We start from the raw sequence: 21352 nt of genomic DNA, 5'->3' as shown, positions 1-21352 counted from the left end.
GGATGGGCACTCGACTGGCTGAATTGGTCGAACGCTTCGGTGGGCATTTGGCGGGTGACCCGAATATCGAGGTGACCGGCATCGCCCCGCTCTCGGATGCGGGCGCTACGCACATCAGCTTTCTCTCGAACAGCAAACTGCGCGCACTGGCGGCGCAGAGCAACGCCGCGGCGCTGATCCTCTCGCCGCTGGACGACCCGACCGTGGCCGCCACCTATACCGGCGCGCGCATCGTCACCAGCAACCCGTACGCCTACTTCGCCCGCGCGGCGCAGTATTTCGTTGCGCTCGAGGCGATCAAGCCCGAGCCGGGCATCCACCCGAGCGCGGTGGTCGCCGCGAGCGCCAAGATCGATCCGTCGGCGCACGTCGGCCCGCATGCCACGGTCGAGGAGGGCGCGGTCATCAAGGCCGGCGCCGTCATCGATGCCGGCTGCTTCATCGGGCGCGAGGCCGAGGTGGGCGAAGGCACGCACCTGTTCGCCAACGTCACCTTCCACGCGCGCTGCAAGATCGGCGCGCGCGGCATCATCCACTCCGGCGCCGTGATCGGCGCGGACGGCTTCGGCTTTGCCAACGAGGCCGGCGTGTACATCAAGATCCCGCAGACCGGGCGCGTGCTGATCGGCGACGATGTCGAGATCGGCGCCAACACCTCGGTGGACCGCGGCGCGCTGGCCGACACGGTGCTGGAAGACGGCGTCAAGCTCGACAACCAGATCCAGATCGGCCACAACTGCCACATCGGCGCGCACACCGCCATGGCCGGCTGCGTGGGCGTGGCCGGCAGCGCCAAAATCGGCAAGCACTGCACCTTTGGCGGCGCGGCGATGGTGCTGGGGCACCTGGAGATCGTCGACAACGTCCATATTTCGTCGGGCACCATGGTGTCGCGCTCGGTGCTCGAACCCGGGCAGTACACCGGCTTTTACCCGCTGGCCAAGAACGCCGAATGGGAAAAGAGCGCGGCCATCGTGCGCAACCTCGCGTCGATGCGCGAGAAGATCCGCACGCTGGAAAAAACGATTAAAAAACTCACAGAAGACAAATGACCACTACCGAAAGCAAGACTCTCGACATCAACCAGATCAAGGAATACCTGCCGCACCGCTACCCGATGCTGCTGGTGGACCGCGTGGTCGACTTTGAACTGGGCAAGCGCATCACCGCGATCAAGAACGTGACCGCCAACGAGGAGTTCTTCAACGGCCACTTCCCGCACAAGCCGGTGATGCCGGGCGTCTTGATGATCGAGGCGATGGCGCAGACCGCGGCCATCCTGTCGTTCATGACCATGAACGTGAAGCCGGACGCCAATTCGGTGGTGTACTTCGCCGGCATCGACGGCGCGCGCTTCAAGCGTCCGGTGGAGCCGGGCGACCAGCTCAAGATGGACGTCGAGATCCTGCGCGTGGCGCGCGGCATCTGGAAGTACAAGGCCGTGGGCAGCGTGGACGGCAAGGTTGCGCTGGAAGCGGAACTGATGTGCACCATCCGCGGCGCCGCCGAAACCCAGATGGCGCGTCCTGAACAGCCGGCGGGACAGTAAATGACCAGGATTCACCCGAGCGCGATCGTCGATCCCAAGGCGGAGCTGGACAGCTCGGTCGAAGTCGGCCCGTATTCGATCATCGGCCCGCACGTGCGCATCGACGCCGGCACGGTGGTGGGCCCGCACGTGGTCATCGAAGGCCACACCACGATCGGCCGCGACAACAAGTTCTTCCAGTTCTCCTCCATCGGCGCCGCGCCGCAGGACAAGAAGTGGAACGGCGAACCGACGCGCCTGGAGATCGGCAACGGCAACACGATCCGCGAATTCGTCACCTTCAACCTCGGTACGGTGCAGGACAAGGGCGTCACGCGCCTGGGCGACGACAACTGGATCTCGGCCTACGTGCACCTGGCGCACGACTGCCAGGTCGGCAGCCACACGATCTTCTCGAACAATGCGCAGCTGGCCGGCCACGTCGAGGTGGGCGACTGGGCGATCCTGTCGGGCTACTGCGGCGTGCACCAGTTCTGCAAGATCGGCGCCCACGCCTTCATCGGCATGTACACCAGCCTGACGCAGGACGTGCCGCCGTTCGTCATGGTGGCCGGTAACCCGGCTGCGGCCAAGGGCATCAACGTCGAGGGCCTGAAGCGGCGCGGCTTTACGCGCGAGCAGATCGACGGCATTCGCGCCGCCTACAAGTCGATCTACCGCGCCGGCCTGACGCTGGAAGAAGCCAAGGCAGTGCTCGAAGAGCAGGAAGCGGCCTCGCTCGAGGCGGCGCCGCACGTGCGCGCGATGCGCGGGTTCCTCGACGCGGCGGCCCGTGGCATCGTCCGCTGACATCTCGCTCGCACTCGTCGCCGGCGAGGTCTCCGGCGACATGCTCGCCGGCCGCCTGATGGCAGGCCTGCGGCCACATCTTCCCAACGCGCGATTTTCCGGCATCGGCGGTCCGCGCATGATCGAGCAGGGGCTGGTCTCGAGCGTGCCGATGGACACGCTCACCGTGCGCGGCCTGTTCGAGGTCATTCCGCGCTACCGCGAGATCAAGGGCATCCAGAACCGGCTGCGCGACCAGCTCATCGCCGAGCCCCCGGCCGCCTTCATCGGCGCCGACTATCCGGGCTTTAACCTTGGGCTGGAAGAGCAGCTGCGCGCCGCAGGCATCCCCACCGTGCACTTCGTGAGCCCGCAGATCTGGGCCTGGCGCGGCGGGCGCATCAAGAAGATCAAGCGCGCCGTCTCGCACATGCTCGTGATCTTCCCGTTCGAGGAGCAGATTTACCGCGACGCGGGCGTGCCGGTTACGTACATCGGCCACCCGCTGGCCGAGATGATCCCGCTACAGCCGGACGTGGCGGGCGCGCGGCGCGCGCTCGGCCTGGCCGAGGACGCGCGCGTGGTCACCGTCATGCCCGGCAGCCGCATGGGCGAGATCAAGTACCTCACCGAGCCGTTCATGCGCGCAGTGCGCATCCTGGCCCAGCGCGACCCGCAGCTGAAGTTCGTGATGCCGATGGCGGGCGAACGGCAAAAGGCCCTGTTCACCGAACTGGCGGCCAAGGCGGGCCTGTCCGACGTGCCGGTGCAGGTGGTGGACGGCCAATCGCACACGGCCATTGCGGCGGCCGACGCGGTGCTGGTCGCCTCCGGCACGGCCACACTGGAAGTGGCGCTGTTCAAAAAGCCGATGGTGATCGCGTATAAAGTATTCGAAGCGTCCTGGCAGATCATGCGCCACATGGGCTACATGCCGTGGATCGGGCTGCCGAACATCTTGTCGCGCGAGTTCGTCGTGCCCGAGTTCCTGCAGCACGCTGCGAAGCCCGAAGCGCTGGCCGACGCCGTGTGGCGGCAGCTGGAGGACACGGCCGGCCGCGAGCGGCTGGCGCAGCGCTTCACCGACATGCACCACAGCCTGCTCAGGAACAGCGCGGCCGAGAGCGCCGAAGCCGTCCTGCGTGTGATTGGCCAAGCATCATGAGCAAGAAGATCAATTTCTACCCCGGCCTGCCGCCCCGGCTGCGCCCGTTCACGCTCGAGGACATCGTGTGCGGCGTGGACGAAGCGGGCAGGGGACCGCTGGCGGGCCCGGTCTTCGCGGCCGCCGTCATCCTCGACCCCAAGCGCCCCATCGAGGGCTTGAAGGACTCCAAGCAGCTGACCGAAGCGCGCCGCAACGAGCTGGCGCCGAGAATCAAGGAATGCGCGCTGGCGTGGGCGATTGCCGAGTGCTCGCACCAGGAGATCGACAGCCTGAACATCCTCCAGGCGACCATGCTGGCCATGCGCCGCGCGGTCGAGGCGCTGGCCACGGTGCCGACCATTGCCCTCATCGACGGCAACCGCTGCCCGCCGCTCTCGATCAAGGCCCATGCGATCGTCGAAGGCGACGACAAGGTGCATGCGATTTCGGCCGCCTCGATCCTGGCCAAGACCGCGCGCGATGCCGCGCTGGTGGCGCTGCACGAGGTGTACCCGCAGTACGGCTTTGACCAGCACAAGGGCTACTCGACCCCGCTGCACCTGGAGCGCCTGCGCGAACACGGCCCGTGCCCGGTACACCGCCGCTCGTTCGCGCCAGTGCGTGCGCTGATGGAGCCAGACCTGTTCGCGGACCTATGAAAACCATCACCTCGCGCGACAACGCGTTCTACAAGGAACTCAAGCAGCTCGCCACCAGCTCGCAGGCGCGGCGCAAGGCCGGCCAGAGCCTGCTGGACGGGGTGCACCTGTGCCAGGCCTGGCTCGACCTGCGTGGCGCGCCGGTCCACTGCGTGGTGTCCGAAGGCGTGCTGGCCAACCCCGAAGTCGACGCCGTGGTGCGCCGCTGCGAGAGCCTGCGCGCCCCCGTCACCGTGTTCCCCGATGCGCTGTTCGCGGCCATCAGCCAGGTCGAGCACGGCATCAACCTCGCCTTCGTCGTGGCCACGCCGCGTCCGGCGCAGCCCGGCGCGCTGGCGCAGTCGGCCGTGCTGCTGGACGGCGTGCAGGACCCCGGCAACGTCGGCTCGATCCTGCGCAGCGCCGCGGCGGCCGGGATCAAGCAGGTCTTCTGCAGCGCCGGCACCGCGTTCTGCTGGTCGCCCAAGGTGCTGCGCGCCGCGATGGGCGCCCACTTCGTGCTCGAAATCTTCGAGAACGTGGACCTGCCGCAGCTGGTGCGCGATGCGCGCGTGCCGGTGCTGGCAACCAGCGGCTACGCCGCCGAGCGCCTGTACAGCCTGGACCTGAAGCGCGACGTCGCCTGGGTGCTTGGGCACGAAGGGCAGGGCGTCACCGCCGAAGTGCTCGAACTGGCCACGCACCGGGTCGCGGTGCCGCATGCCGGCAAGGTCGAGTCGCTGAACGTGGCCGCCTGCGCCGCAGTGTGCTTTTTCGAGCAACTGCGCCAGAACCAAAGCTAGACGGCAGCTTGCTGCTCGGGTTACTCTTGCGCCTAGGCAATCTGGAGCATCGATGGATATCGCGCATTTGCATTTTCTGGTAGCGGAAGCAGACCCGGCGCAGCGCGCGGCGCTGAAGGACATGCTCGGCCATCTCGGCGCGAGCCGGGTGACCGATGCGCCCGATGGGCACACGGCGCTGCGCTTCTTCCAGGGCGGCTTTTCGCCGGCGGCGGACGTCGCGATCATCGACCTGGACCTGCCGGGCATGGACGGCCTGGAGCTGATCCGCAACCTCGCCGGCCTGGACTGCCACAGCAGCGTGATCATGACAGGCAAGCAGCCGCCCGCGCTGATGTTCTCGGTGGAGACGCTGGCCCAGGTGTACGGGCTGGAGCTGCTCGGCACCATCGCCAAGCCGGTCACCCTGGCCAAGCTCAAGACGCTGCTGGACAACTACGCGCCGCCCGCGCCACCGGCCGAGACGGCGGGCGGCCCGCGCTTTACGTTCACCGACATCGGCGTGGGCCTGCAGCGGCGTGAATTCGAACCCTTCTTCCAGCCCAAGATCGAGCTGGCGACCGGCCAGGTCAAGGGCCTGGAAGTGTTCGCGCGCTGGCGCCATCCGGAGCACGGCGTGCTCACGCCTTCGTCCTTCATCCACGCGCTGGAAGAGAACAACCGCATCGATTTCCTCGACTGGAGCATGATCGAGCTGTCGCTGGAACGCTGCCGCAAGCTGCATGACCAAGGCATCCCGATCTCCATCTCGATCAACCTGGCGCCGGAAACGGTGGCGCACCCGGCCTTCATCCGCCAGGTCAGCGCCGCGCTTGGCCGCCACCGGCTGCTGCCGGATTACCTGACCTTCGAGATGCCGGAGTCATCGGTGCTCACCAGCGACCCGGACTTCATCGAACGGCTGGTGCGGCTGCGCATGATGGGCTTTGGCCTGGCCATCGACGACTACGGCACCGGCCGCTCGAACCTGCAGCTGCTGGCGCGCATTCCGTTCTCGGAGCTGAAGATCGACCGCAGCTTCGTCGATGGCGCGTCCAAGAAACGCCCGCTGGGCACGGTCCTCAAGTCCTGCCTGGGCCTGGCCCACAACCTGGACCGCATGTCGGTGGCCGTGGGCGTGGAAACCCGGCAGGACTGGGACTTCCTGCAAGGGCTTGGCTGCACCTACGCGCAGGGCTACCACATCGCCAACCCGATGGAAGCGTCGGCCTTCCCGGGGTGGCTGGAAGACTGGCGGCACTTTTTCTGAGGCTGTCGGTAGGGTGGGCAGATCTTCTGCCCACGCGTTCAACTACTGCTGGCATGAACGCTCATTGTACGGATCGCTGAACGCGTGGGCAGGAAAACCTGCCCACCCTACAATGCGTCCGCGCGCCGCTCAGGAGTTGTTCCGATCCGGCTTAATCTCCTGCAGGATCGTCGTCGCGATCTCCTCGATCGACTTGGTGGTCGAGGACAGCCAGCGAATCCCTTCGCGCTGCATCATCTGCTCGGCCTCGTTGATCTCGTAGCGGCAATTTTGCAGCGATGCGTATTTACTGCCCGCGCGCCGCTCGTTCCGGATCTGCGACAGGCGTTCCGGCGAAATCGTCAGCCCGAACAGCTTGTGCCTGAACTCCGGCAGCGCCGACGGCAGCCTGCCGCGTTCGAAGTCGTCCGGAATCAAGGGGTAGTTGGCCGCCTTCAGCCCGTACTGCATGGCCAGGTACAGGCTGGTCGGCGTCTTGCCCGAGCGCGACACGCCCACCAGGATCACGTCGGCCTCGGCCAGGTTCTTGTGCGACTGCCCGTCATCGTGCGCCAGCGAAAAGTTGATCGCCTCGATGCGGTTCTTGTACTCCTCGGTGTCCACCGTGTTGTGGATGCGCCCGATCGTATGGGTCGATTTGACGCCAAGTTCTTGTTCCATCGGCGCCACGAAGGTCTGGAACAGGTCCATGTGCATGCCGTTGGCGGCCCGGATGATCGCGGACAGCTTGGGCGTGACCAGGGTCGAGAACACAATCGGTCTCTGCTGGTCTACCGAAAAGACCTCGTTGATGCGGCGCGCCGCATCGTGCGCCTTGTCGATGCTGTCGATGAACGGCAGGCGGATTTGCCGGAACCGCATCTCGAACTGGCTCAGCACTGCGTGGCCGAATGTTTCTGCTGTGATACCGGTTCCGTCCGATACAAAAAAGACAGTTCTGGTGGACGTGGGGAGCGCTTGGGGGGTATCGGCCGTCATTTTCAAAATTTTGTTTGTTCAATGCGCACCAAATCTCCAGACTTGTGCGCTGTAAATCCTAGCTGCCCGGAGTACAATGCTGGGCAACGGTTTTTGCATTGTGCTGCACGACGCGAAGAATAACAAGAAAACACCGTCGTCCGGCCAGGCACGAAAGATTTCCATCATCATAAGGTGTTTAACCATGACTAACTTGTCAAATGCAGCACTGCAAGTGCCGCAGGCGGCGGACGGCAACGTCTACGTCGCCTCGTTCGAGGACCTGCGCATGACCGACGTCGAGTCGGTCGGCGGCAAAAACGCGTCCCTGGGCGAGATGATCAGCCAGCTGGCCCACGCCGGCGTGCGCGTGCCGGGCGGCTTTGCCACCACGGCCGCGGCCTTTCGCGACTTCCTCGGCCATAGCGTCGATGGCGGCCCGTCGCTGGCCGACCGCATCGCCAAGCGCCTGGAAAACCTGAACGTGGACGACGTGCGCGCGCTGGCTGCGGCCGGCGCCGAAATCCGCCAGTGGATCGTCGACACCCCGTTCCAGCCGCGCCTGGAGCAGGAAATCCGCGGCTTCTACGATCGCCTGGTGGCCGATTCGACCACCGAAATGTCGTTCGCCGTCCGTTCGTCGGCCACCGCCGAAGACCTGCCGGACGCTTCGTTCGCGGGCCAGCAAGAGACCTTCCTGAACGTGGTGGGCATCGACAACGTGCTCGAGGCGATGAAGCACGTGTTCGCTTCGCTGTACAATGACCGCGCGATCTCGTACCGCGTGCACAAGGGCTTCACCCACGCCGAAGTGGCGCTGTCGGCCGGCGTGCAGCGCATGGTGCGCTCCGACCTGGGCGCATCGGGCGTGATGTTCACGATCGACACCGAGTCGGGCTTCAAGGACGTGGTCTTCATCACCTCCAGCTACGGCCTGGGCGAGACCGTGGTGCAGGGCGCCGTCAACCCTGACGAATTCTACGTGCACAAGCCGATGCTCGCGCAGGGCAAGTGCCCGGTCATCCGCCGCAACCTCGGCTCCAAGCTCATCAAGATGGAGTTCACGCCCGAAGCCAAGGCCGGCCGTTCGGTCAAGACGGTGGACGTGCCCATCGAGCAGCGCAACCGCTACTCGCTCAAGGACGACGAGATCATCGAGCTGGCCAAGTACGCGGTCATCATCGAGAACCACTACGGCCGTCCGATGGACATCGAGTGGGGCAAGGACGGCCGCGACGGCAAGCTGTACATCCTGCAGGCGCGTCCGGAAACCGTGAAGTCGCAGCAGAAGGCGGGCGACGCGCAGCAGCGCTTCACCCTCAAGGGCAAGGGCACCGTGCTGGCTTCGGGCCGCGCGATCGGCCAGAAGATCGGCGCCGGTCCCGTGCGCGTGATCCACGACCCGTCCGAAATGGAACGCGTGCAGCCGGGCGACGTGCTGGTGGCCGACATGACCGACCCGAACTGGGAGCCGGTGATGAAGCGCGCCTCGGCCATCGTCACCAACCGCGGCGGCCGTACCTGCCACGCAGCGATCATCGCGCGTGAGCTCGGCGTGCCGGCAGTCGTGGGCTGCGGCGACGCCACCGAAACGCTCAAGGACGGCACCTTCGTGACCGTCTCGTGCGCCGAAGGCGACGAGGGCAAGATCTACGACGGCCTGCTGGAAACCGAGGTGACCGAGGTCTCGCGCGGCGAACTGCCGCCGCTCAAATCGAAGATCATGCTCAACGTCGGCAACCCGCAGCTCGCGTTCGACTTCCAGTCGGTGCCGAACGCCGGTGTGGGCCTGGCGCGCCTCGAGTTCATCATCAACAACAACATCGGCGTGCACCCGAAGGCCATCCTCGAGTACCCGAACATCGACCCGGACCTGAAGAAGGCCGTGGAATCGGTGGCCCGCGGCCACGCATCGCCGCGCGCGTTCTACGTGGACAAGCTGGCCGAAGGCGTGGCGACCATCGCCGCCGCGTTCTGGCCGAAACCGGTCATCGTGCGCCTGTCCGACTTCAAGTCGAACGAGTACAAGAAGCTGATCGGCGGTTCGCGCTACGAGCCGGACGAAGAGAACCCGATGCTGGGCTTCCGCGGCGCCGCCCGCTACCTGGCCGAGGACTTTGCCGAGTCGTTCGAGATGGAATGCGCGGCGATGAAGCGCGTGCGTAACGACATGGGCCTGACCAACGTCGAACTGATGGTGCCGTTCGTGCGCACGCTGGGCCAGGCCGAGAAGGTGGTCGATCTGCTGGCCAAGAATGGCCTCAAGCGCGGCGAGAACGGCCTGCGCCTGATCATGATGTGCGAGGTTCCCTCGAACGCGATCCTGGCCGACCAGTTCCTGCAGCACTTCGACGGCTTCTCGATCGGCTCGAACGACCTGACCCAGCTGACCCTGGGCCTGGACCGCGACTCCGGCATGGAGCTCCTGGCCAAGGACTTCGACGAGCGCGACCCGGCGGTCAAGGCAATGCTGTCGATGGCGATCAAGGCTTGCCTGGCACAGGGCAAGTACATCGGCATCTGTGGCCAGGGCCCGTCCGACAACCCGGACTTCGCGGTCTGGCTGATGGAGCAGGGCATCGAGTCGATGTCGCTGAACCCGGACTCGGTGATCGACACCTGGCAGACGCTGGCCAAGCTGTAAGCTGCACAGCCGCGTAGGGTGGGCAGGTTTTCCTGCCCACGCGTTCAAGCGGCGTCGGCGTGATCGCTCGATCGAACAAGCGTACGTTGATTGAACGCGTGGGCAGACAAGCTGCCCACCCTACCAGACAGGCCTTCGCGATGGTTTCGTGCGCATGGTGAACAAACAACGAATCGGTTGACTCCCAGCCAAAAGGCGTTACACTGGCTGCGTCACAGTTGTTTGATATAAAAACATCATAAAAAGCATAGCCCATCGTAGCGAAAACCCTCGTAGCCCTTGCGGGCCGCGGGGGTTTTTGTCTTTGTGGGGTACCTGAACAGTGGGAGGTTGTAATGTCTGATTGGATGAACTGGTTGGTAGCGGCGGGCGTGGTCGTGATCCTGGAGCTGTTCTCGGGCACGTTCTACCTCTTGATGATTGCAATTGGCCTTGTGTTCGGGGCGCTGGCGGCGCTGGTGGGCGGCTCGATTCCCATGCAGGCGATTATCGCCGGCGTCATCGGCGTGCTGGCCACGGGCCTGTTGCAACGCAGCCGTTTCGGCAAGCCTGCCAAGGCCAATGCCTCGCGCGACCATAACGTCAATCTCGACATCGGCCAGCATGTGAGCGTGCCCGAATGGGAAGGCGGCAAGGCCCGCGTCATGTACCGCGGCGCGTTGTGGGATGTCGAACTGGGGCAGGGGGCATCGCCGCACCCCGGCGAGTTCAAGATCGTCGAGGTCCAGGGCAGCCGCCTGATCGTCTCCAATCCATAAGAAAACCGTATAAATAATAATCATCCATAAGGGAGTCCCATGGAAATCTCGTTCGGAACGGTCGCGCTGGTCATCTTCATCATTGCGCTTGTCTTCGTCTTCAAGACCATCCAGGTGGTGCCGCAGCAGCACGCGTGGGTGGTCGAGCGCCTCGGTAAATACCATGCGACCCTGGCGCCGGGCCTGAACATCGTGGTGCCGTTCATCGACCGCATCGCGTACAAGCACATTCTCAAGGAGATCCCGCTCGACGTGCCGCCGCAGGTTTGCATCACCAAGGACAACACGCAGCTGCAGGTGGACGGCATCCTGTACTTCCAGGTGACCGATCCGATGCGCGCCTCGTACGGCGCGTCCAACTACATCCAGGCCATCACCCAGCTGGCCCAGACCACGCTGCGCTCGGTGATCGGCCGCATGGAGCTGGACAAGACGTTCGAAGAGCGCGAGCACATCAACACCACCATCGTGAATGCGATCGACGAGTCGGCCGCGAACTGGGGCGTGAAGGTGCTGCGCTACGAGATTAAGGACCTGACGCCGCCGGCCGAGATCCTGCATGCGATGCAGGCCCAGATCACCGCCGAGCGCGAAAAACGCGCCCGCATTGCCGCCTCCGAAGGTCGCCGCCAGGAACAGATCAACATCGCGGACGGCGAGAAGAACGCGGCGATCGCGCGCTCGGAGGGCGAGAAACAGTCGGCCATCAACCGCGCGCAGGGCGAAGCGGCCGCCATCGTGGCGCTGGCCGATGCAAGCGCCACTGCGCTGCGCCAGGTGGGCGCTGCGATCCGCGAGCCGGGCGGAGCGGACGCGGTGAACCTGCGTGTGGCCGAGGAATACGTGAACGCGTTCGGCAACCTCGCCAAGACCAACAACTCGATCATCGTGCCGGCCAACATGGGCGACATGAGCACGCTCATCGCCAGCGCAATGCAGATCGTGAAGGCGCAGAAGTAATGCAGGTGGTGGTCATCACCGGCGGATCGGACGGCATCGGCGCCGAAATTGCGCGCCAGCTCGCTGCCCGTCATCGCGCCGATGTGGCGCTGGTGCTGGCCGCCCGCAACCCCGAGCAGCTTGCCGCCGTTGCCCGCGAGTGCGAAGAACTGGGCGCCCAGGCGCTGGCGGTGCCCACCGACGTGTCGGTGCGCGAACAGTGCCAGCAGCTCATCGCCGCTGCCGTCGGGCGCTTCGGCACGATCGACATATTGATCAACAACGCCGGGCGCTCGGCTCACGCTCTGTTCGAAGACGTGGCGGACCTGGGCTGGTACGAAGACCTGATGCGCGTGAACCTGTGGGGCAGCGTCTGGTGCACCCAGGCCGCGCTGCCGTACCTGAAGGCCGCGCGCGGGCGCATCGTGGCCGTGTCGTCGCTCGCGGGGCTGGTCGGCGTGCCCGGACGCACCGCATACAGCGCCACCAAGTTCGCCATGGCTGGGTTCTTCGAAGCCTTGCGCGCCGAGCTCAAGGGCGCGGGCGTGAGCGTGACGGTTGCCTATCCCGGCGTGGTCGCCACGCGCATCCGCCATCGCGGCTTCAACGCGGCTGGCCAGGCGCTGGGCGAAAGCCTGCTCAAGGAAGAGGGCGCGATGACGGCAGCGCAAGCCGCGCGCCTGATCATCGACGGCATGCAGCAGCGCCGGCGCGAGGTCGTGATGACGACCAAGGGTAAACTGGGGCGCTTCATCAAACTGGTGGCGCCTGGCTTGGTCGAGCGCATGGCGCTCGCGGCCCTCAAGAAGGACGCCCGGCCGCGCTGACAGCGCCGGGCATGCACGCATCAATTCGTATGACTCAACGACGCATCCTTGCCGCCATCCTGCTCGTGATGGTATTAGACGGTTTTCTCGACGCGACCTATACGTGGCGGGGCGGTTCGCAGCCGCTGGCATGGAGCGCGCCGCTCACGCTGGTCTTCAGCTTCCTCACCTTCCTGTGGTACCGCCGGGACAGCGACCAGTACGGCTACCGCCGCAGCCGCGGCCTGAACGTCGCCATCATCCTGCTCACGCCGTTCGCGGTGCCGTACTACCTGCTGCGCAGCCGGCCCGCCGGGCACAAGTTGCGCGCGCTGCTCAAGTGCGCCGGGTTCGCGCTGCTGATCGTGCTGTCGGCCGCGCTGGGGATGGTGCTGAGCGGGCACCCGCTCTGACTTGGCGTTTAAGCATCTTTAAAGAATGCTCGCGTATAAAGACACCCATACCAACTCAACAGGGAGTCCTGCGATGAAAAACTGGGTCCGCGATAACAAGAGCTTCTTGATGACGCTGTGCCTGATCGGCGTGTTCCGCTCGGCGGTCGCGGAGATCAACGCCATTCCGTCCGGCTCGATGCGGCCCAATCTTCTCGAAGGCGACGTGGTGCTGGTCAACCGCACCGCGTACAACCTGAAGGTGCCGCTCACCGACAAGGTGCTGGCCCGGCTGGGCGACCCGGCCTGTGGCGACGTGGTCACCTTCCACTCGCCCAAGGATGGCGAACGCCTGATCAAGCGCGTGATCGCGCTGCCGGGGGACGTGGTCGAGATGCGCAACGAGCGCCTGATCATCAACGGCAAGCCCGCAGGCTACGAAGTGCAGGGCGTGGCGCGCGAGTCGATCGGCGGTGGCCAGGTCGATGCGGTGCGGCTGGACGAGACCGTCGGCGGCAAGCACCACAGCATCCAGCTCCTGCCCGAGATCGACGCCGCGCGCAGCTTCGGCCCGGTGACGATCCCGCAGGACCAGTACCTCGTGTTGGGCGACAACCGCGACAACAGCGCCGATTCGCGCTACATCGGCCTGGTGCCGCGCGAGCTGTTGATCGGCCGCGCCGAGCGTGTGCTGGTCTCGGCCGATTACCTGGGCAACTGGCTGCCGCGCCCGGGCCGCTTCGGCATGTCGCTGCGCTGACAGGCGCCGCGTAGGCGTAGGGTGGGCACTTGTGCCCACGCGATGGTCACGCACAACCCGCGTGGGCACAAGTGCCCACCCTACGGCTGAAGGCCGGCGCGCTAGTCGTGGCCGTGCTCGCCGGGCGCCACGTCGATGCGGCCGTACAGTCCGTGCTGCTCGTCCTGCGGGCCGGACGCAAAGAACAGCGTGTTGGTCGGCTGCTGCTGAACGCCGTTGCCGAAGGCGATCCCCCACAGGCCGTCAATGCGGATCGGCCTTCTGTGCTCGTCGAGCAGCCGGCCTTCCCAGTGGCCGGTGTCCAGGTCGTAGGCATTGATGATGCCGTTGCCGAAGTTCCCCACCAGTAGCCGGTTGCCGAAGTGGCCGAAGCTGGCCGGCGCCAGCGCCATGCCCCACGGCGCATTCAGTTCGCCGCGCGAAATCAGGCGCCGCACGAAGTGGCCCTGCGGGTCGAACACGCTGACGAAGCCGAAGCCCGGCCCGGGCACATCGTCCTCGGCGTCGGCGTCCTGCTTGGCATAGCTAACATAGATATCGCCGGCGATGGCCTGGATGCCGAACGGCGCGTAGCCGGACGGGATGGCCGGATCGCGGAACGCGCCCGGCCCCAGCAGGATGGGATTGAATGCACCGTCGTACACGTCGACCTTGTTGTTGTGGAAGTCGGTCGCGTAGAGCAGGGGACCGCCGCCGTTGCCGCTCAATGCCAGTCCCTTGTAGATGGCGCCGGTGTTGTTGATGACGCGGATCGCGGTGGTGGGCGCCACGTTCGGCGCCCATGCCGAAATGCCGCCGTCCTCGCTGGCAAAGATGAAGCGCGCCGGGCCCGATACGCGGTCGTGCGTGACCACGAATTCCGGGCCGCCATAGAACACGATCCCGGTCGGGTTGCCGGTCTTGTTGCCCGGGGCCGGCGGAATCGTCACGACCAGCGGCTGCTTGTTGCCGTTGCCGTCGTACAGCGTCGAGACGCCGGTGCCGTTGTCGGCCACCCAGGCCACGCCAAACGGATTGAACGCCAGCCCCCAGGCGTTGACCAGTTGAGGGTCATGGTGCTCCGCGGGGATCGCCGCGGTGTCGGAAACGAGGTTGCGCTGATGGTAGCGGCCCTGCGTGGCGCAGCCGGCAGTCATAGCAACGACGGCGCACGTGCCAAGTGCCAGGGCGAGCCTGCGATGGATGATGTTCATGATTAAGTCCTCCTGAGCGTGTTCAGACGAGCACATCAGTACTGATCTTCGTACGCGCGGGCGGCATCGCGTTGAGCGAACCCAATGGCAGCCTCGGGTGTATTTGCGCGAAAGCCGCTACAATCGCGGATTGCTTTCGAGGAATTTCCGCAGAGGACAAGGCTGTATGCATAAAATCCTGACGGTGGTGCTGGCGTGCCTGGGCATGGTCGGCGCGCTCGCGATCGACACCTATTTGCCGTCGATGCCGGCGATCGGCCGCCTGTTCGGCGTCGGCCCGGTGGCCGTGCAGCAGACACTGAGCGTGTTCGTTTTCTGCTTTGCGTTCATGATGCTGTTCTACGGCACGCTGTCGGACTCGTTCGGGCGGCGCCCGGTGCTGCTGGTAGCGTTGTCGGTGTACGTGCTGGCCTCGATTGGCGCGGCCTGTGCGCCCACCTTCGGCTGGCTGCTGGCGTGCCGCGCGGTGCAGGGACTGGCCGCGGGTTCCGGTTCGGTGATCGGGCAGGCGATCGTGCAGGACCGCTTTGCCGGGCCGCAGGCGCAGAAGATGATGTCGCACATCATGATGGTGTTCGGCCTGGCGCCCGCGATCGCGCCGGTGCTGGGCGGCTGGCTGCACGTGACCTTTGGGTGGCGCGCGACCTTCGTGTTCCTGGCCGTGTTCGGCGCGCTGATGGTGGTGCTGTGCCTGCGCCTGGTGCCGGAGAGCCTGCCGGTCGAGAAGCGCCATGCCTTCCACCCGGTCGCCATCGCGCGCAACTACCTGATGGTGCTGCGCCACACGCGCTTCTTGCTGCTGTCGCTGTCGGTGGGCCTGGCCTTTGGCGGGCTGTCGCTGTACATCGGCTCGGCGGCGAACTTCGTGATGGACATCCTGCACTTGCCGGAGACCGCGTTCGCATGGCTGTTCATCCCGCTGATCGGCGGCTCGGTGATCGGCTCGGCCTGGGGCGGCAAGCGCGCCGGCAGGCACACGCCCGAGCGCATGAAGTGGATCGGCTATGGCGCCATGGCGCTGGCCTGCATGCTCAATGTCGGCTACACGGCGCTGTTCGCGGCCGCGATCCCGTGGGCGGTGCTGCCGCTGGCGCTGTTCACGTTCGGCCTGGCGGTTGCCGCACCGGCGCTGCAGGTGATGGCGCTGGGGCTGTTCCCGCACCACCGCGGGCTGGCCTCGTCGATGCTGTCGTTCATCCAGATGATGTCGTTCGCGCTCGTGTCCGGCCTGGTCGCGCCGCTGCTGTTCGACAGTGCGTTCAAGCTGGCGTGCGGGGTGACGGTGGGGCTGGTGCTCAGCTTTGTGAGCTGGCAGGTGAGCCTGAAGTTGAAGGAAGAGCAGCCGGCGCCGGTGCCCGCTGAGCTAACCTAAGCACGTCGTCCCGGCGAAAGCCGGGACCCATGCTGAGCTTGCACAGAGCCGCAAAGACAGCGAGCCGGCACACTCGGCATGGGTTCCGGCCTCCGCCGGAACGACGGTGTTGATTGTATGTGGCCGCTTTAGCGCTTGTGGACTTTAAGCGCCTTCTCCACTTCACGCTTGGCGTCGCGGTCCTTCTCGGTGGCGCGCTTGTCGTGCTGCTTTTTGCCCTTGGCCAGGCCGATCTCGCACTTCACCCGTCCGGCCTTGAAGTGCAGGTTCAGCGGCACCAGCGTGTAGCCGGAGCGCTCGACCTTGCCGACCAGTTTGTCGATCTCCGCCTTGTGCAGCAGCAGCTTGCGGCTGCGCAGCACTTCGGCATTGCTCCAGGCGGAGGTGGTACCCAGCGGGCTGATGTGCGCGCCGAACAGGAACAGCTCGCCGCCGCGTACGAGCACGTACGCTTCCTTGATCTGTACCCGGCCCTCGCGGATCGCCTTGACCTCCCACCCTTCCAGCACCAGGCCGGCCTCGTAGCGGTCCTCGATGAAGTAGTCGAAAAAGGCTTTTTTATTGTCAACAATGCTCATGAAATAGCTAAATGGCGCGGGTCGGTTAAACTAACGTTGTCGCGCGCGCACAGGCGCACATGGCAACATCCCAACATCATAACAAACGGTTGACCAATGGCAGTAGTACACAAGTCAGTTTTCCTCGGATACAGCGCCGAACAGATGTTTGACCTCGTGGCAAAGGTCGAAGATTATCCCAAGTTCCTGCCCTGGTGCGGCGGGGTCAAGCTGATCGAACGAAGCGAGGACAAGCTGGTCGCCTGCCTGCAGATCAATTTCCACGGCGTCAAGCAAAGCTTCACCACCTCCAACCACAACGAGCGCCCGACCCTGATGAAGATGCACCTGGTCGATGGCCCGTTCCGCATGCTGGAGGGCACCTGGAACTTCAAGGCACTGCGCGCGGACGCGTGCAAGATCGAGTTCGACCTGCACTACGAATTTTCGAGCGTGCTGCTGGAACAGCTGATCGGGCCGGTGTTCGGCATGATCGCCAACAGCATGGTCGATTCGTTCTGCAAGCGCGCGGAGACGGTTTATGGCTGAGCCGCTGCAAGTGTACCTGTGTTACGCCACGCCGGTGCGCGAATACGTCCGCACGATGAAGGTCGAGTCCGGCACGACGATCGGCCAGGCGATCGAGCAGAGCGGGGTGCTGCAAGAGTTCCCTGAAATTAACCTGTCCACCGCGGCAGTTGGCGTGTACGCGAAAAAGAAGACGCTCGATACGGTGCTGCGCGAGCGCGACCGCGTCGAGATCTACCGGCCGCTGGTGGCCGACCCGAAGGACTCGCGCCGTCGCCGCGCCGCCAAGAAGGACGCGGCGCCCAAGGCTTAATTGCAGTCCGCCAGGATGGCGTTGACCTCGGCCGCACGCCTGGCGCGCTCGTCGTCATTGAGGTAGCGGCGCTCGCCATCGGCGCCGGTATCGACCATGCGAATGCCCGAGTCGAGCATGGCCTTGTAGCGCCGTGCATTGTCGCAGCTTTGCGCCTTGGCCTTGGCCTTGGCGGCGTCCGCCGCCGCTTTTTCCTCCTGCTTGGCGCGCTCCTGGGCGCGCTTGCGGTAGTCCGCCTCGCGGTCGGCCAGCGTGGGCGCGGCGTCGGCTTTCGGCGCTGCTTGCGGCGGCTGTCCTTCGCCCGCCGGCGCATCGTCGGCCCGCTTGCCCGGCGCCTTCAGCACCTTGGCCGCAGGCACGGTGGCGGGCGGCGGACGGTCCGAGTAGTGGCGCACGCCTTTGTCGTCGATCCACGCATACTGGGCGTGGGCGAGGCTGGCGGCGAGCAGGGTGCCCGCTGCCATCAGGCCCGGCAGGGCGGCGCGGAGTGTCTTGGTCATTGGCGGTTTCCTTCGAGAACTACGGGGATTTCGCCATGAAACGAGGCCGCTGTCAATTGCGCACGAGCTCGCTACTGAAGGCAAAAATAACCGCCGAGCGGGCATTTCGCAGCAATTTCGCGACGCAATCCGTGACTTTCTGTATAATTCACTTTTGCGCCTATAGGAAAATGCTATGCGTCTAATCCAAAAAGCACTCACGTTCGATGACGTGCTGCTTGTCCCGGCCTACTCGAATGTTCTTCCGGCCAACACCTCCCTCCGCACCAAGCTGACCCGGAATATCTCGCTGAACATTCCGCTGTTGTCTGCTGCCATGGACACCGTCACCGAAGCACGCCTCGCGATCGCGATGGCACAAGAGGGCGGCATCGGCATCATCCACAAGAACCTGAGCCCGAAGGACCAGGCGCGCGAAGTGGCCCGCGTCAAGCGTTTCGAAGCCGGCGTGCTGCGCGACCCGATCACGATCCCGCCGGACATGAAGATCCGCGAAGTGCTGCACCTGGCGGCGCAACACGGCATCAGCGGCTTCCCGGTGGTCGAGGGCAAGAAGGTGGTGGGCATCATCACCAACCGCGACCTGCGCTTTGAAGAGGACCTGGACGCCGAGGCGCGCGCCAAGATGACCCCGCGCGAAAAGCTGGTGTACGTGAAGGAAGAGGCGGACACCGCCGAGGCCAAGCGCCTGATGAACAAGCACCGCCTCGAGCGCGTGCTGGTGGTCAACGACGAATTCGAACTGCGCGGCCTGATCACCGTGAAGGACATCCTCAAGTCGCACGAGCACCCGCTGGCATCGAAAGACGCACGCGGCCAACTGCTGGTCGGCGCCGCAGTGGGCGTGGGCCCGCGCGACGAGGAACGCATCGACCTGCTGGTGAAAGCCGGCGTGGACGTGCTGGTGGTGGATACCGCCCACGGCCACTCGCAGGGCATCCTGAACCGCGTGAAATGGATCAAGGATAACTACCCAGGCGTGGACGTCATCGGCGGCAACATCGCCACCGCGGCTGCCGCCCTGGCGCTGGTCGAGCATGGCGCGGACGCGGTCAAGGTCGGCATCGGCCCTGGCTCGATCTGCACCACCCGTATCGTGGCCGGCGTGGGCGTGCCGCAGATCACCGCGATCGCCAACGTGTCCGAGGCACTCAAGGGCACTGGCGTGCCGTGCATCGCCGACGGCGGCATCCGCTTCTCGGGCGACATCTCCAAGGCCCTGGCAGCCGGCGCGCACACTGTGATGATGGGTTCGATGTTTGCCGGCACCGAAGAGGCGCCGGGCGAAGTCATCCTGTACCAGGGCCGCAGCTACAAGGGCTACCGCGGCATGGGCAGCCTGGGCGCAATGGCCGAAGGCTCGGCCGACCGCTACTTCCAGGAATCGCAGTCCAAGGCCGAGAAGTTCGTGCCGGAAGGCATCGAAGGGCGTGTGGCGTACAAGGGCTCGGTGCTGGCGATCATTTACCAGCTGGTCGGCGGCGTGCGCCAGTCGATGGGCTACTGCGGCTGCGGCACGATCGAAGAGCTGCGCGAGAAGGCCGAATTCGTCGAGATCACCTCGGCGGGCATGCGCGAATCGCACGTGCACGACGTGACCATCACCAAGGAAGCGCCGAACTACCGTTCGGAATAAACACGACTGCGGCGCTGATGCGCCGCTTCTTGTATCGACTTTCGTAGGGTGGGCAGGTATCCTGCCCACGCGTTCAACCGGCTTTGGCATGGTGGCCGCCTGCGCACCCGGCGCTTGGACGCGTGGGCAGGCAAGCTGCCCACCCTGCAACCCCGGATTTACCACTATCTCTTGCACCCCATGCACTCCAAAATCCTCATCCTCGATTTCGGTTCCCAGGTCACCCAGCTGATCGCGCGCCGCGTGCGCGACGCCGGCGTGTTCTCCGAAGTGTTCCCGCATGACGTCAGCGACGACTTCATCCGCAACTACGGCGCCGCCGGCGTCATCCTGTCCGGCAGTCACAACTCCACGCTGGAAGGCGAATCGCCGCGCGCGCCGCAGGCCGTGTTCGAGCTGGGCGTGCCCGTGCTGGGCATCTGCTACGGCATGCAGACCATGGCCATGCAGCTGGGCGGCAAGGTCGAAAACGGCAAGGTGCGTGAATTCGGCTACGCCGAAGTGCGCGCGCGCGGCCATACCAAGCTCCTGAACGGCATCAACGACTTCGTCACCGACGAAGGCCACGGCATGCTCAAGGTCTGGATGAGCCACGGCGACAAGGTGCTGGAAATGCCGCCCGGCTTCAAGCTGATGGGCTCCACCGACAGCTGCCCGGTGGCCGCCATGGCCGACGAAGACCGCCATTTCTACGCACTGCAGTTCCACCCCGAGGTGACCCACACCACCCAGGGCGAGGCGATCATCGGCCGCTTCGTGCACGAGATCTGCGGCTGCAAGTCGGACTGGAACATGCCCGACTACATCGGCGAAGCGGTCGAGAAGATCCGCGCGCAAGTGGGCAGCGACGAGGTGATCCTCGGCCTGTCCGGCGGCGTCGATTCGAGCGTGGCCGCGGCGCTGATCCACCGCGCCATCGGCGACCAGCTGACCTGCGTGTTCGTGGACCACGGCCTGCTGCGCAAGGACGAAGGCAAGATGGTCATGGACATGTTCGCCAAGAACCTGGGCGTGAAGGTGCTGCACATCGATGCTTCGGAGCAGTTCATGGGCCACCTGGCCGGCGTGACCGACCCCGAGCAAAAGCGCAAGATCATCGGCCGCGAATTCGTCGAGGTGTTCCAGGAGCAGGCCCAGAAGCTCTCGAACGCGCGCTGGCTGGCGCAGGGCACGATCTACCCGGACGTGATCGAATCGGCAGGCAAGGGCAAGAAGGGCCAGACCATCAAGAGCCACCACAACGTGGGCGGCCTGCCGGAGACGTTGAACCTCAAGCTCCTGGAACCGCTGCGCGAACTGTTCAAGGACGAAGTGCGCAAGCTGGGCGTGGCGCTGGGCCTGCCGCACGCGATGGTGTACCGCCACCCGTTCCCGGGCCCGGGCCTGGGCGTGCGCATCCTGGGCGAAGTGAAGCGCGAGTATGCCGACCTGCTGCGCGAAGCGGACGCGATCTTCATCGAAGAACTGCGCAACACCCCGTTCGAAGCGCCGATGGTGCCGGGCATCGACGCCGGCAAGGCGCCGGTGAACTGGTACGAGGCGACCAGCCAGGCATTCGCCGTGTTCCTGCCGGTGAAATCGGTGGGCGTGATGGGCGACGGCCGCACCTACGACTACGTGGTCGCGCTGCGTGCCGTGCAAACGCTGGACTTCATGACCGCGCAGTGGGCGCACCTGCCGCATGATCTGCTGGGGCGGGTGTCGAACCGCATCATCAACGAGGTGCGGGGCCTCAATCGCGTGGTGTACGACATCTCGGGCAAGCCGCCTGCGACGATTGAGTGGGAATGATTTGATGTCTGGTAACTGCTGGCGCTAACAGGCAGTAAAACACATCTAAGCC

The 21352-nt window shown here is 65.3% G+C and carries 22 protein-coding genes; 18 read left to right on the top strand and 4 right to left on the bottom strand.

The genetic code is table 11. The annotated features are described in order from the left end of the window. Positions 1-2 precede the first annotated feature (2 nt). From lpxD to NX774_RS01150, 7 genes are read left to right on the top strand one after another with little or no spacing between them, the layout of a single operon-like run. On the top strand, positions 3-1052 hold the full coding sequence (gene lpxD, locus NX774_RS01180; protein WP_258820325.1) for a UDP-3-O-(3-hydroxymyristoyl)glucosamine N-acyltransferase: 1050 nt from the start codon (positions 3-5) through the stop codon (positions 1050-1052). Further along, positions 1049-1549: a 3-hydroxyacyl-ACP dehydratase FabZ gene (gene fabZ, locus NX774_RS01175; RefSeq protein ID WP_258820324.1), complete on the top strand. Its 501-nt coding sequence runs from the start codon at positions 1049-1051 to the stop codon at positions 1547-1549. The genes lpxD and fabZ overlap by 4 nt, the downstream gene beginning before the upstream one ends. Continuing rightward, positions 1550-2338 carry an acyl-ACP--UDP-N-acetylglucosamine O-acyltransferase gene (gene lpxA, locus NX774_RS01170; protein ID WP_258820323.1) on the top strand — a complete coding sequence of 263 codons (789 nt, stop codon included), beginning with the start codon at positions 1550-1552 and terminating at the stop codon, positions 2336-2338. Beyond that, entirely contained in the window at positions 2322-3482 is a 1161-nt protein-coding gene (gene lpxB, locus NX774_RS01165; protein WP_258820322.1) for a lipid-A-disaccharide synthase, read from the top strand. Before lpxA ends, lpxB begins: the two co-directional genes overlap by 17 nt. Then, entirely contained in the window at positions 3479-4123 is a 645-nt protein-coding gene (gene rnhB, locus NX774_RS01160) for a ribonuclease HII (RefSeq protein WP_258820321.1), read from the top strand. The genes lpxB and rnhB overlap by 4 nt, the downstream gene beginning before the upstream one ends. Next, positions 4120-4905 (top strand): TrmH family RNA methyltransferase, encoded by a 786-nt coding sequence (locus NX774_RS01155; protein ID WP_258820320.1) that lies wholly within the window; start codon positions 4120-4122, stop codon positions 4903-4905. Before rnhB ends, NX774_RS01155 begins: the two co-directional genes overlap by 4 nt. Before the next feature lie 52 nt (positions 4906-4957). Then, positions 4958-6154, top strand: a complete 1197-nt coding sequence (locus NX774_RS01150; protein ID WP_258820319.1) for an EAL domain-containing response regulator — start codon at positions 4958-4960, stop codon at positions 6152-6154. 129 nt (positions 6155-6283) lie between these two features. Here NX774_RS01150 and ppsR read toward each other — a convergent pair whose 3' ends face one another. Next, positions 6284-7132, bottom strand: coding sequence for a posphoenolpyruvate synthetase regulatory kinase/phosphorylase PpsR (ppsR, locus tag NX774_RS01145; RefSeq protein WP_258820318.1), 849 nt, complete (start codon positions 7130-7132; stop codon positions 6284-6286). 184 nt (positions 7133-7316) lie between these two features. On the opposite strand from ppsR, the gene ppsA reads away from it, so the two are divergent. The 6 genes from ppsA (at position 7317) to lepB (ending at position 13410) form a co-directional block, all read left to right on the top strand. Beyond that, positions 7317-9755: a phosphoenolpyruvate synthase gene (gene ppsA / locus NX774_RS01140; protein WP_258820317.1), complete on the top strand. Its 2439-nt coding sequence runs from the start codon at positions 7317-7319 to the stop codon at positions 9753-9755. Between the two features lie 335 nt (positions 9756-10090). Further along, entirely contained in the window at positions 10091-10513 is a 423-nt protein-coding gene (locus NX774_RS01135; protein WP_258820316.1) for an NfeD family protein, read from the top strand. A 39-nt stretch (positions 10514-10552) separates the two neighbouring features. Then, positions 10553-11473 (top strand): SPFH domain-containing protein, encoded by a 921-nt coding sequence (locus NX774_RS01130; protein ID WP_258820315.1) that lies wholly within the window; start codon positions 10553-10555, stop codon positions 11471-11473. Further along, positions 11473-12279 (top strand): SDR family oxidoreductase, encoded by an 807-nt coding sequence (locus tag NX774_RS01125; protein WP_258820314.1) that lies wholly within the window; start codon positions 11473-11475, stop codon positions 12277-12279. Before NX774_RS01130 ends, NX774_RS01125 begins: the two co-directional genes overlap by 1 nt. A gap of 29 nt (positions 12280-12308) precedes the next feature. Further along, the gene (locus NX774_RS01120; protein ID WP_258820313.1) at positions 12309-12671 is read left to right on the top strand and encodes a hypothetical protein; all 363 of its coding nucleotides are present in this window, start codon (positions 12309-12311) and stop codon (positions 12669-12671) included. Positions 12672-12744: 73 nt separating this feature from the next. Next, complete coding sequence (gene lepB / locus NX774_RS01115; RefSeq protein WP_258820312.1) at positions 12745-13410, top strand: signal peptidase I; 666 nt, start codon at positions 12745-12747, stop codon at positions 13408-13410. A 101-nt stretch (positions 13411-13511) separates the two neighbouring features. Here the strand turns inward: lepB and NX774_RS01110 are convergent, their stop codons facing one another. After that, entirely contained in the window at positions 13512-14603 is a 1092-nt protein-coding gene (locus tag NX774_RS01110) for a TIGR03118 family protein (protein WP_258820311.1), read from the bottom strand. 166 nt (positions 14604-14769) lie between these two features. On the opposite strand from NX774_RS01110, the gene NX774_RS01105 reads away from it, so the two are divergent. Next, positions 14770-15975, top strand: coding sequence for a multidrug effflux MFS transporter (locus tag NX774_RS01105; RefSeq protein ID WP_258820310.1), 1206 nt, complete (start codon positions 14770-14772; stop codon positions 15973-15975). 128 nt (positions 15976-16103) lie between these two features. Here the strand turns inward: NX774_RS01105 and smpB are convergent, their stop codons facing one another. Next, entirely contained in the window at positions 16104-16553 is a 450-nt protein-coding gene (gene smpB, locus NX774_RS01100) for an SsrA-binding protein SmpB (RefSeq protein ID WP_258820309.1), read from the bottom strand. A gap of 96 nt (positions 16554-16649) precedes the next feature. Between smpB and NX774_RS01095 the strand changes: the two genes are divergently transcribed. Then, positions 16650-17081: a type II toxin-antitoxin system RatA family toxin gene (locus NX774_RS01095; protein WP_258820308.1), complete on the top strand. Its 432-nt coding sequence runs from the start codon at positions 16650-16652 to the stop codon at positions 17079-17081. Next, positions 17074-17373: an RnfH family protein gene (locus NX774_RS01090; RefSeq protein WP_258820307.1), complete on the top strand. Its 300-nt coding sequence runs from the start codon at positions 17074-17076 to the stop codon at positions 17371-17373. Before NX774_RS01095 ends, NX774_RS01090 begins: the two co-directional genes overlap by 8 nt. Here the strand turns inward: NX774_RS01090 and NX774_RS01085 are convergent. Further along, entirely contained in the window at positions 17370-17873 is a 504-nt protein-coding gene (locus NX774_RS01085; protein WP_258820306.1) for a DUF4124 domain-containing protein, read from the bottom strand. The two genes, NX774_RS01090 and NX774_RS01085, sit on opposite strands and share 4 nt — an antisense overlap. Positions 17874-18048: 175 nt before the next feature. On the opposite strand from NX774_RS01085, the gene guaB reads away from it, so the two are divergent. Both guaB and guaA read left to right on the top strand, forming a co-directional pair. Next, positions 18049-19509: an IMP dehydrogenase gene (gene guaB / locus NX774_RS01080; RefSeq protein WP_258820305.1), complete on the top strand. Its 1461-nt coding sequence runs from the start codon at positions 18049-18051 to the stop codon at positions 19507-19509. Positions 19510-19689: 180 nt separating this feature from the next. After that, positions 19690-21300: a glutamine-hydrolyzing GMP synthase gene (guaA, locus tag NX774_RS01075; protein ID WP_258820304.1), complete on the top strand. Its 1611-nt coding sequence runs from the start codon at positions 19690-19692 to the stop codon at positions 21298-21300. The last annotated feature ends 52 nt before the right edge of the window (positions 21301-21352 follow it).

Source organism: Massilia agilis, assembly GCF_024756255.1.
Lineage (GTDB): Bacteria > Pseudomonadota > Gammaproteobacteria > Burkholderiales > Burkholderiaceae_D > Telluria > Telluria agilis.
Note: the sequence above shows the minus strand (reverse complement) of the source record. Positions and strands in the feature narration are given on the sequence as shown.

Excerpts from the sequence above, each read along its gene's own strand:
- guaA (WP_258820304.1), top strand. The coding sequence starts at position 19,690 with ATGCACTCCAAAATCCTCATCCTCGATTTCGGTTCCCAGGTCACCCAG.
- NX774_RS01085 (WP_258820306.1), bottom strand. The coding sequence starts at position 17,873 with ATGACCAAGACACTCCGCGCCGCCCTGCCGGGCCTGATGGCAGCGGGC.
- NX774_RS01105 (WP_258820310.1), top strand. The coding sequence starts at position 14,770 with ATGCATAAAATCCTGACGGTGGTGCTGGCGTGCCTGGGCATGGTCGGC.
- NX774_RS01135 (WP_258820316.1), top strand. The coding sequence starts at position 10,091 with ATGTCTGATTGGATGAACTGGTTGGTAGCGGCGGGCGTGGTCGTGATC.
- NX774_RS01120 (WP_258820313.1), top strand. The coding sequence starts at position 12,309 with ATGACTCAACGACGCATCCTTGCCGCCATCCTGCTCGTGATGGTATTA.
- lpxD (WP_258820325.1), top strand. The coding sequence starts at position 3 with ATGGGCACTCGACTGGCTGAATTGGTCGAACGCTTCGGTGGGCATTTG.
- lepB (WP_258820312.1), top strand. The coding sequence starts at position 12,745 with ATGAAAAACTGGGTCCGCGATAACAAGAGCTTCTTGATGACGCTGTGC.
- NX774_RS01090 (WP_258820307.1), top strand. The coding sequence starts at position 17,074 with ATGGCTGAGCCGCTGCAAGTGTACCTGTGTTACGCCACGCCGGTGCGC.
- ppsA (WP_258820317.1), top strand. The coding sequence starts at position 7,317 with ATGACTAACTTGTCAAATGCAGCACTGCAAGTGCCGCAGGCGGCGGAC.
- NX774_RS01110 (WP_258820311.1), bottom strand. The coding sequence starts at position 14,603 with ATGAACATCATCCATCGCAGGCTCGCCCTGGCACTTGGCACGTGCGCC.
- rnhB (WP_258820321.1), top strand. The coding sequence starts at position 3,479 with ATGAGCAAGAAGATCAATTTCTACCCCGGCCTGCCGCCCCGGCTGCGC.
- lpxA (WP_258820323.1), top strand. The coding sequence starts at position 1,550 with ATGACCAGGATTCACCCGAGCGCGATCGTCGATCCCAAGGCGGAGCTG.
- NX774_RS01130 (WP_258820315.1), top strand. The coding sequence starts at position 10,553 with ATGGAAATCTCGTTCGGAACGGTCGCGCTGGTCATCTTCATCATTGCG.
- guaB (WP_258820305.1), top strand. The coding sequence starts at position 18,049 with ATGCGTCTAATCCAAAAAGCACTCACGTTCGATGACGTGCTGCTTGTC.
- smpB (WP_258820309.1), bottom strand. The coding sequence starts at position 16,553 with ATGAGCATTGTTGACAATAAAAAAGCCTTTTTCGACTACTTCATCGAG.
- fabZ (WP_258820324.1), top strand. The coding sequence starts at position 1,049 with ATGACCACTACCGAAAGCAAGACTCTCGACATCAACCAGATCAAGGAA.
- NX774_RS01125 (WP_258820314.1), top strand. The coding sequence starts at position 11,473 with ATGCAGGTGGTGGTCATCACCGGCGGATCGGACGGCATCGGCGCCGAA.
- NX774_RS01155 (WP_258820320.1), top strand. The coding sequence starts at position 4,120 with ATGAAAACCATCACCTCGCGCGACAACGCGTTCTACAAGGAACTCAAG.
- NX774_RS01150 (WP_258820319.1), top strand. The coding sequence starts at position 4,958 with ATGGATATCGCGCATTTGCATTTTCTGGTAGCGGAAGCAGACCCGGCG.
- ppsR (WP_258820318.1), bottom strand. The coding sequence starts at position 7,132 with ATGACGGCCGATACCCCCCAAGCGCTCCCCACGTCCACCAGAACTGTC.
- NX774_RS01095 (WP_258820308.1), top strand. The coding sequence starts at position 16,650 with ATGGCAGTAGTACACAAGTCAGTTTTCCTCGGATACAGCGCCGAACAG.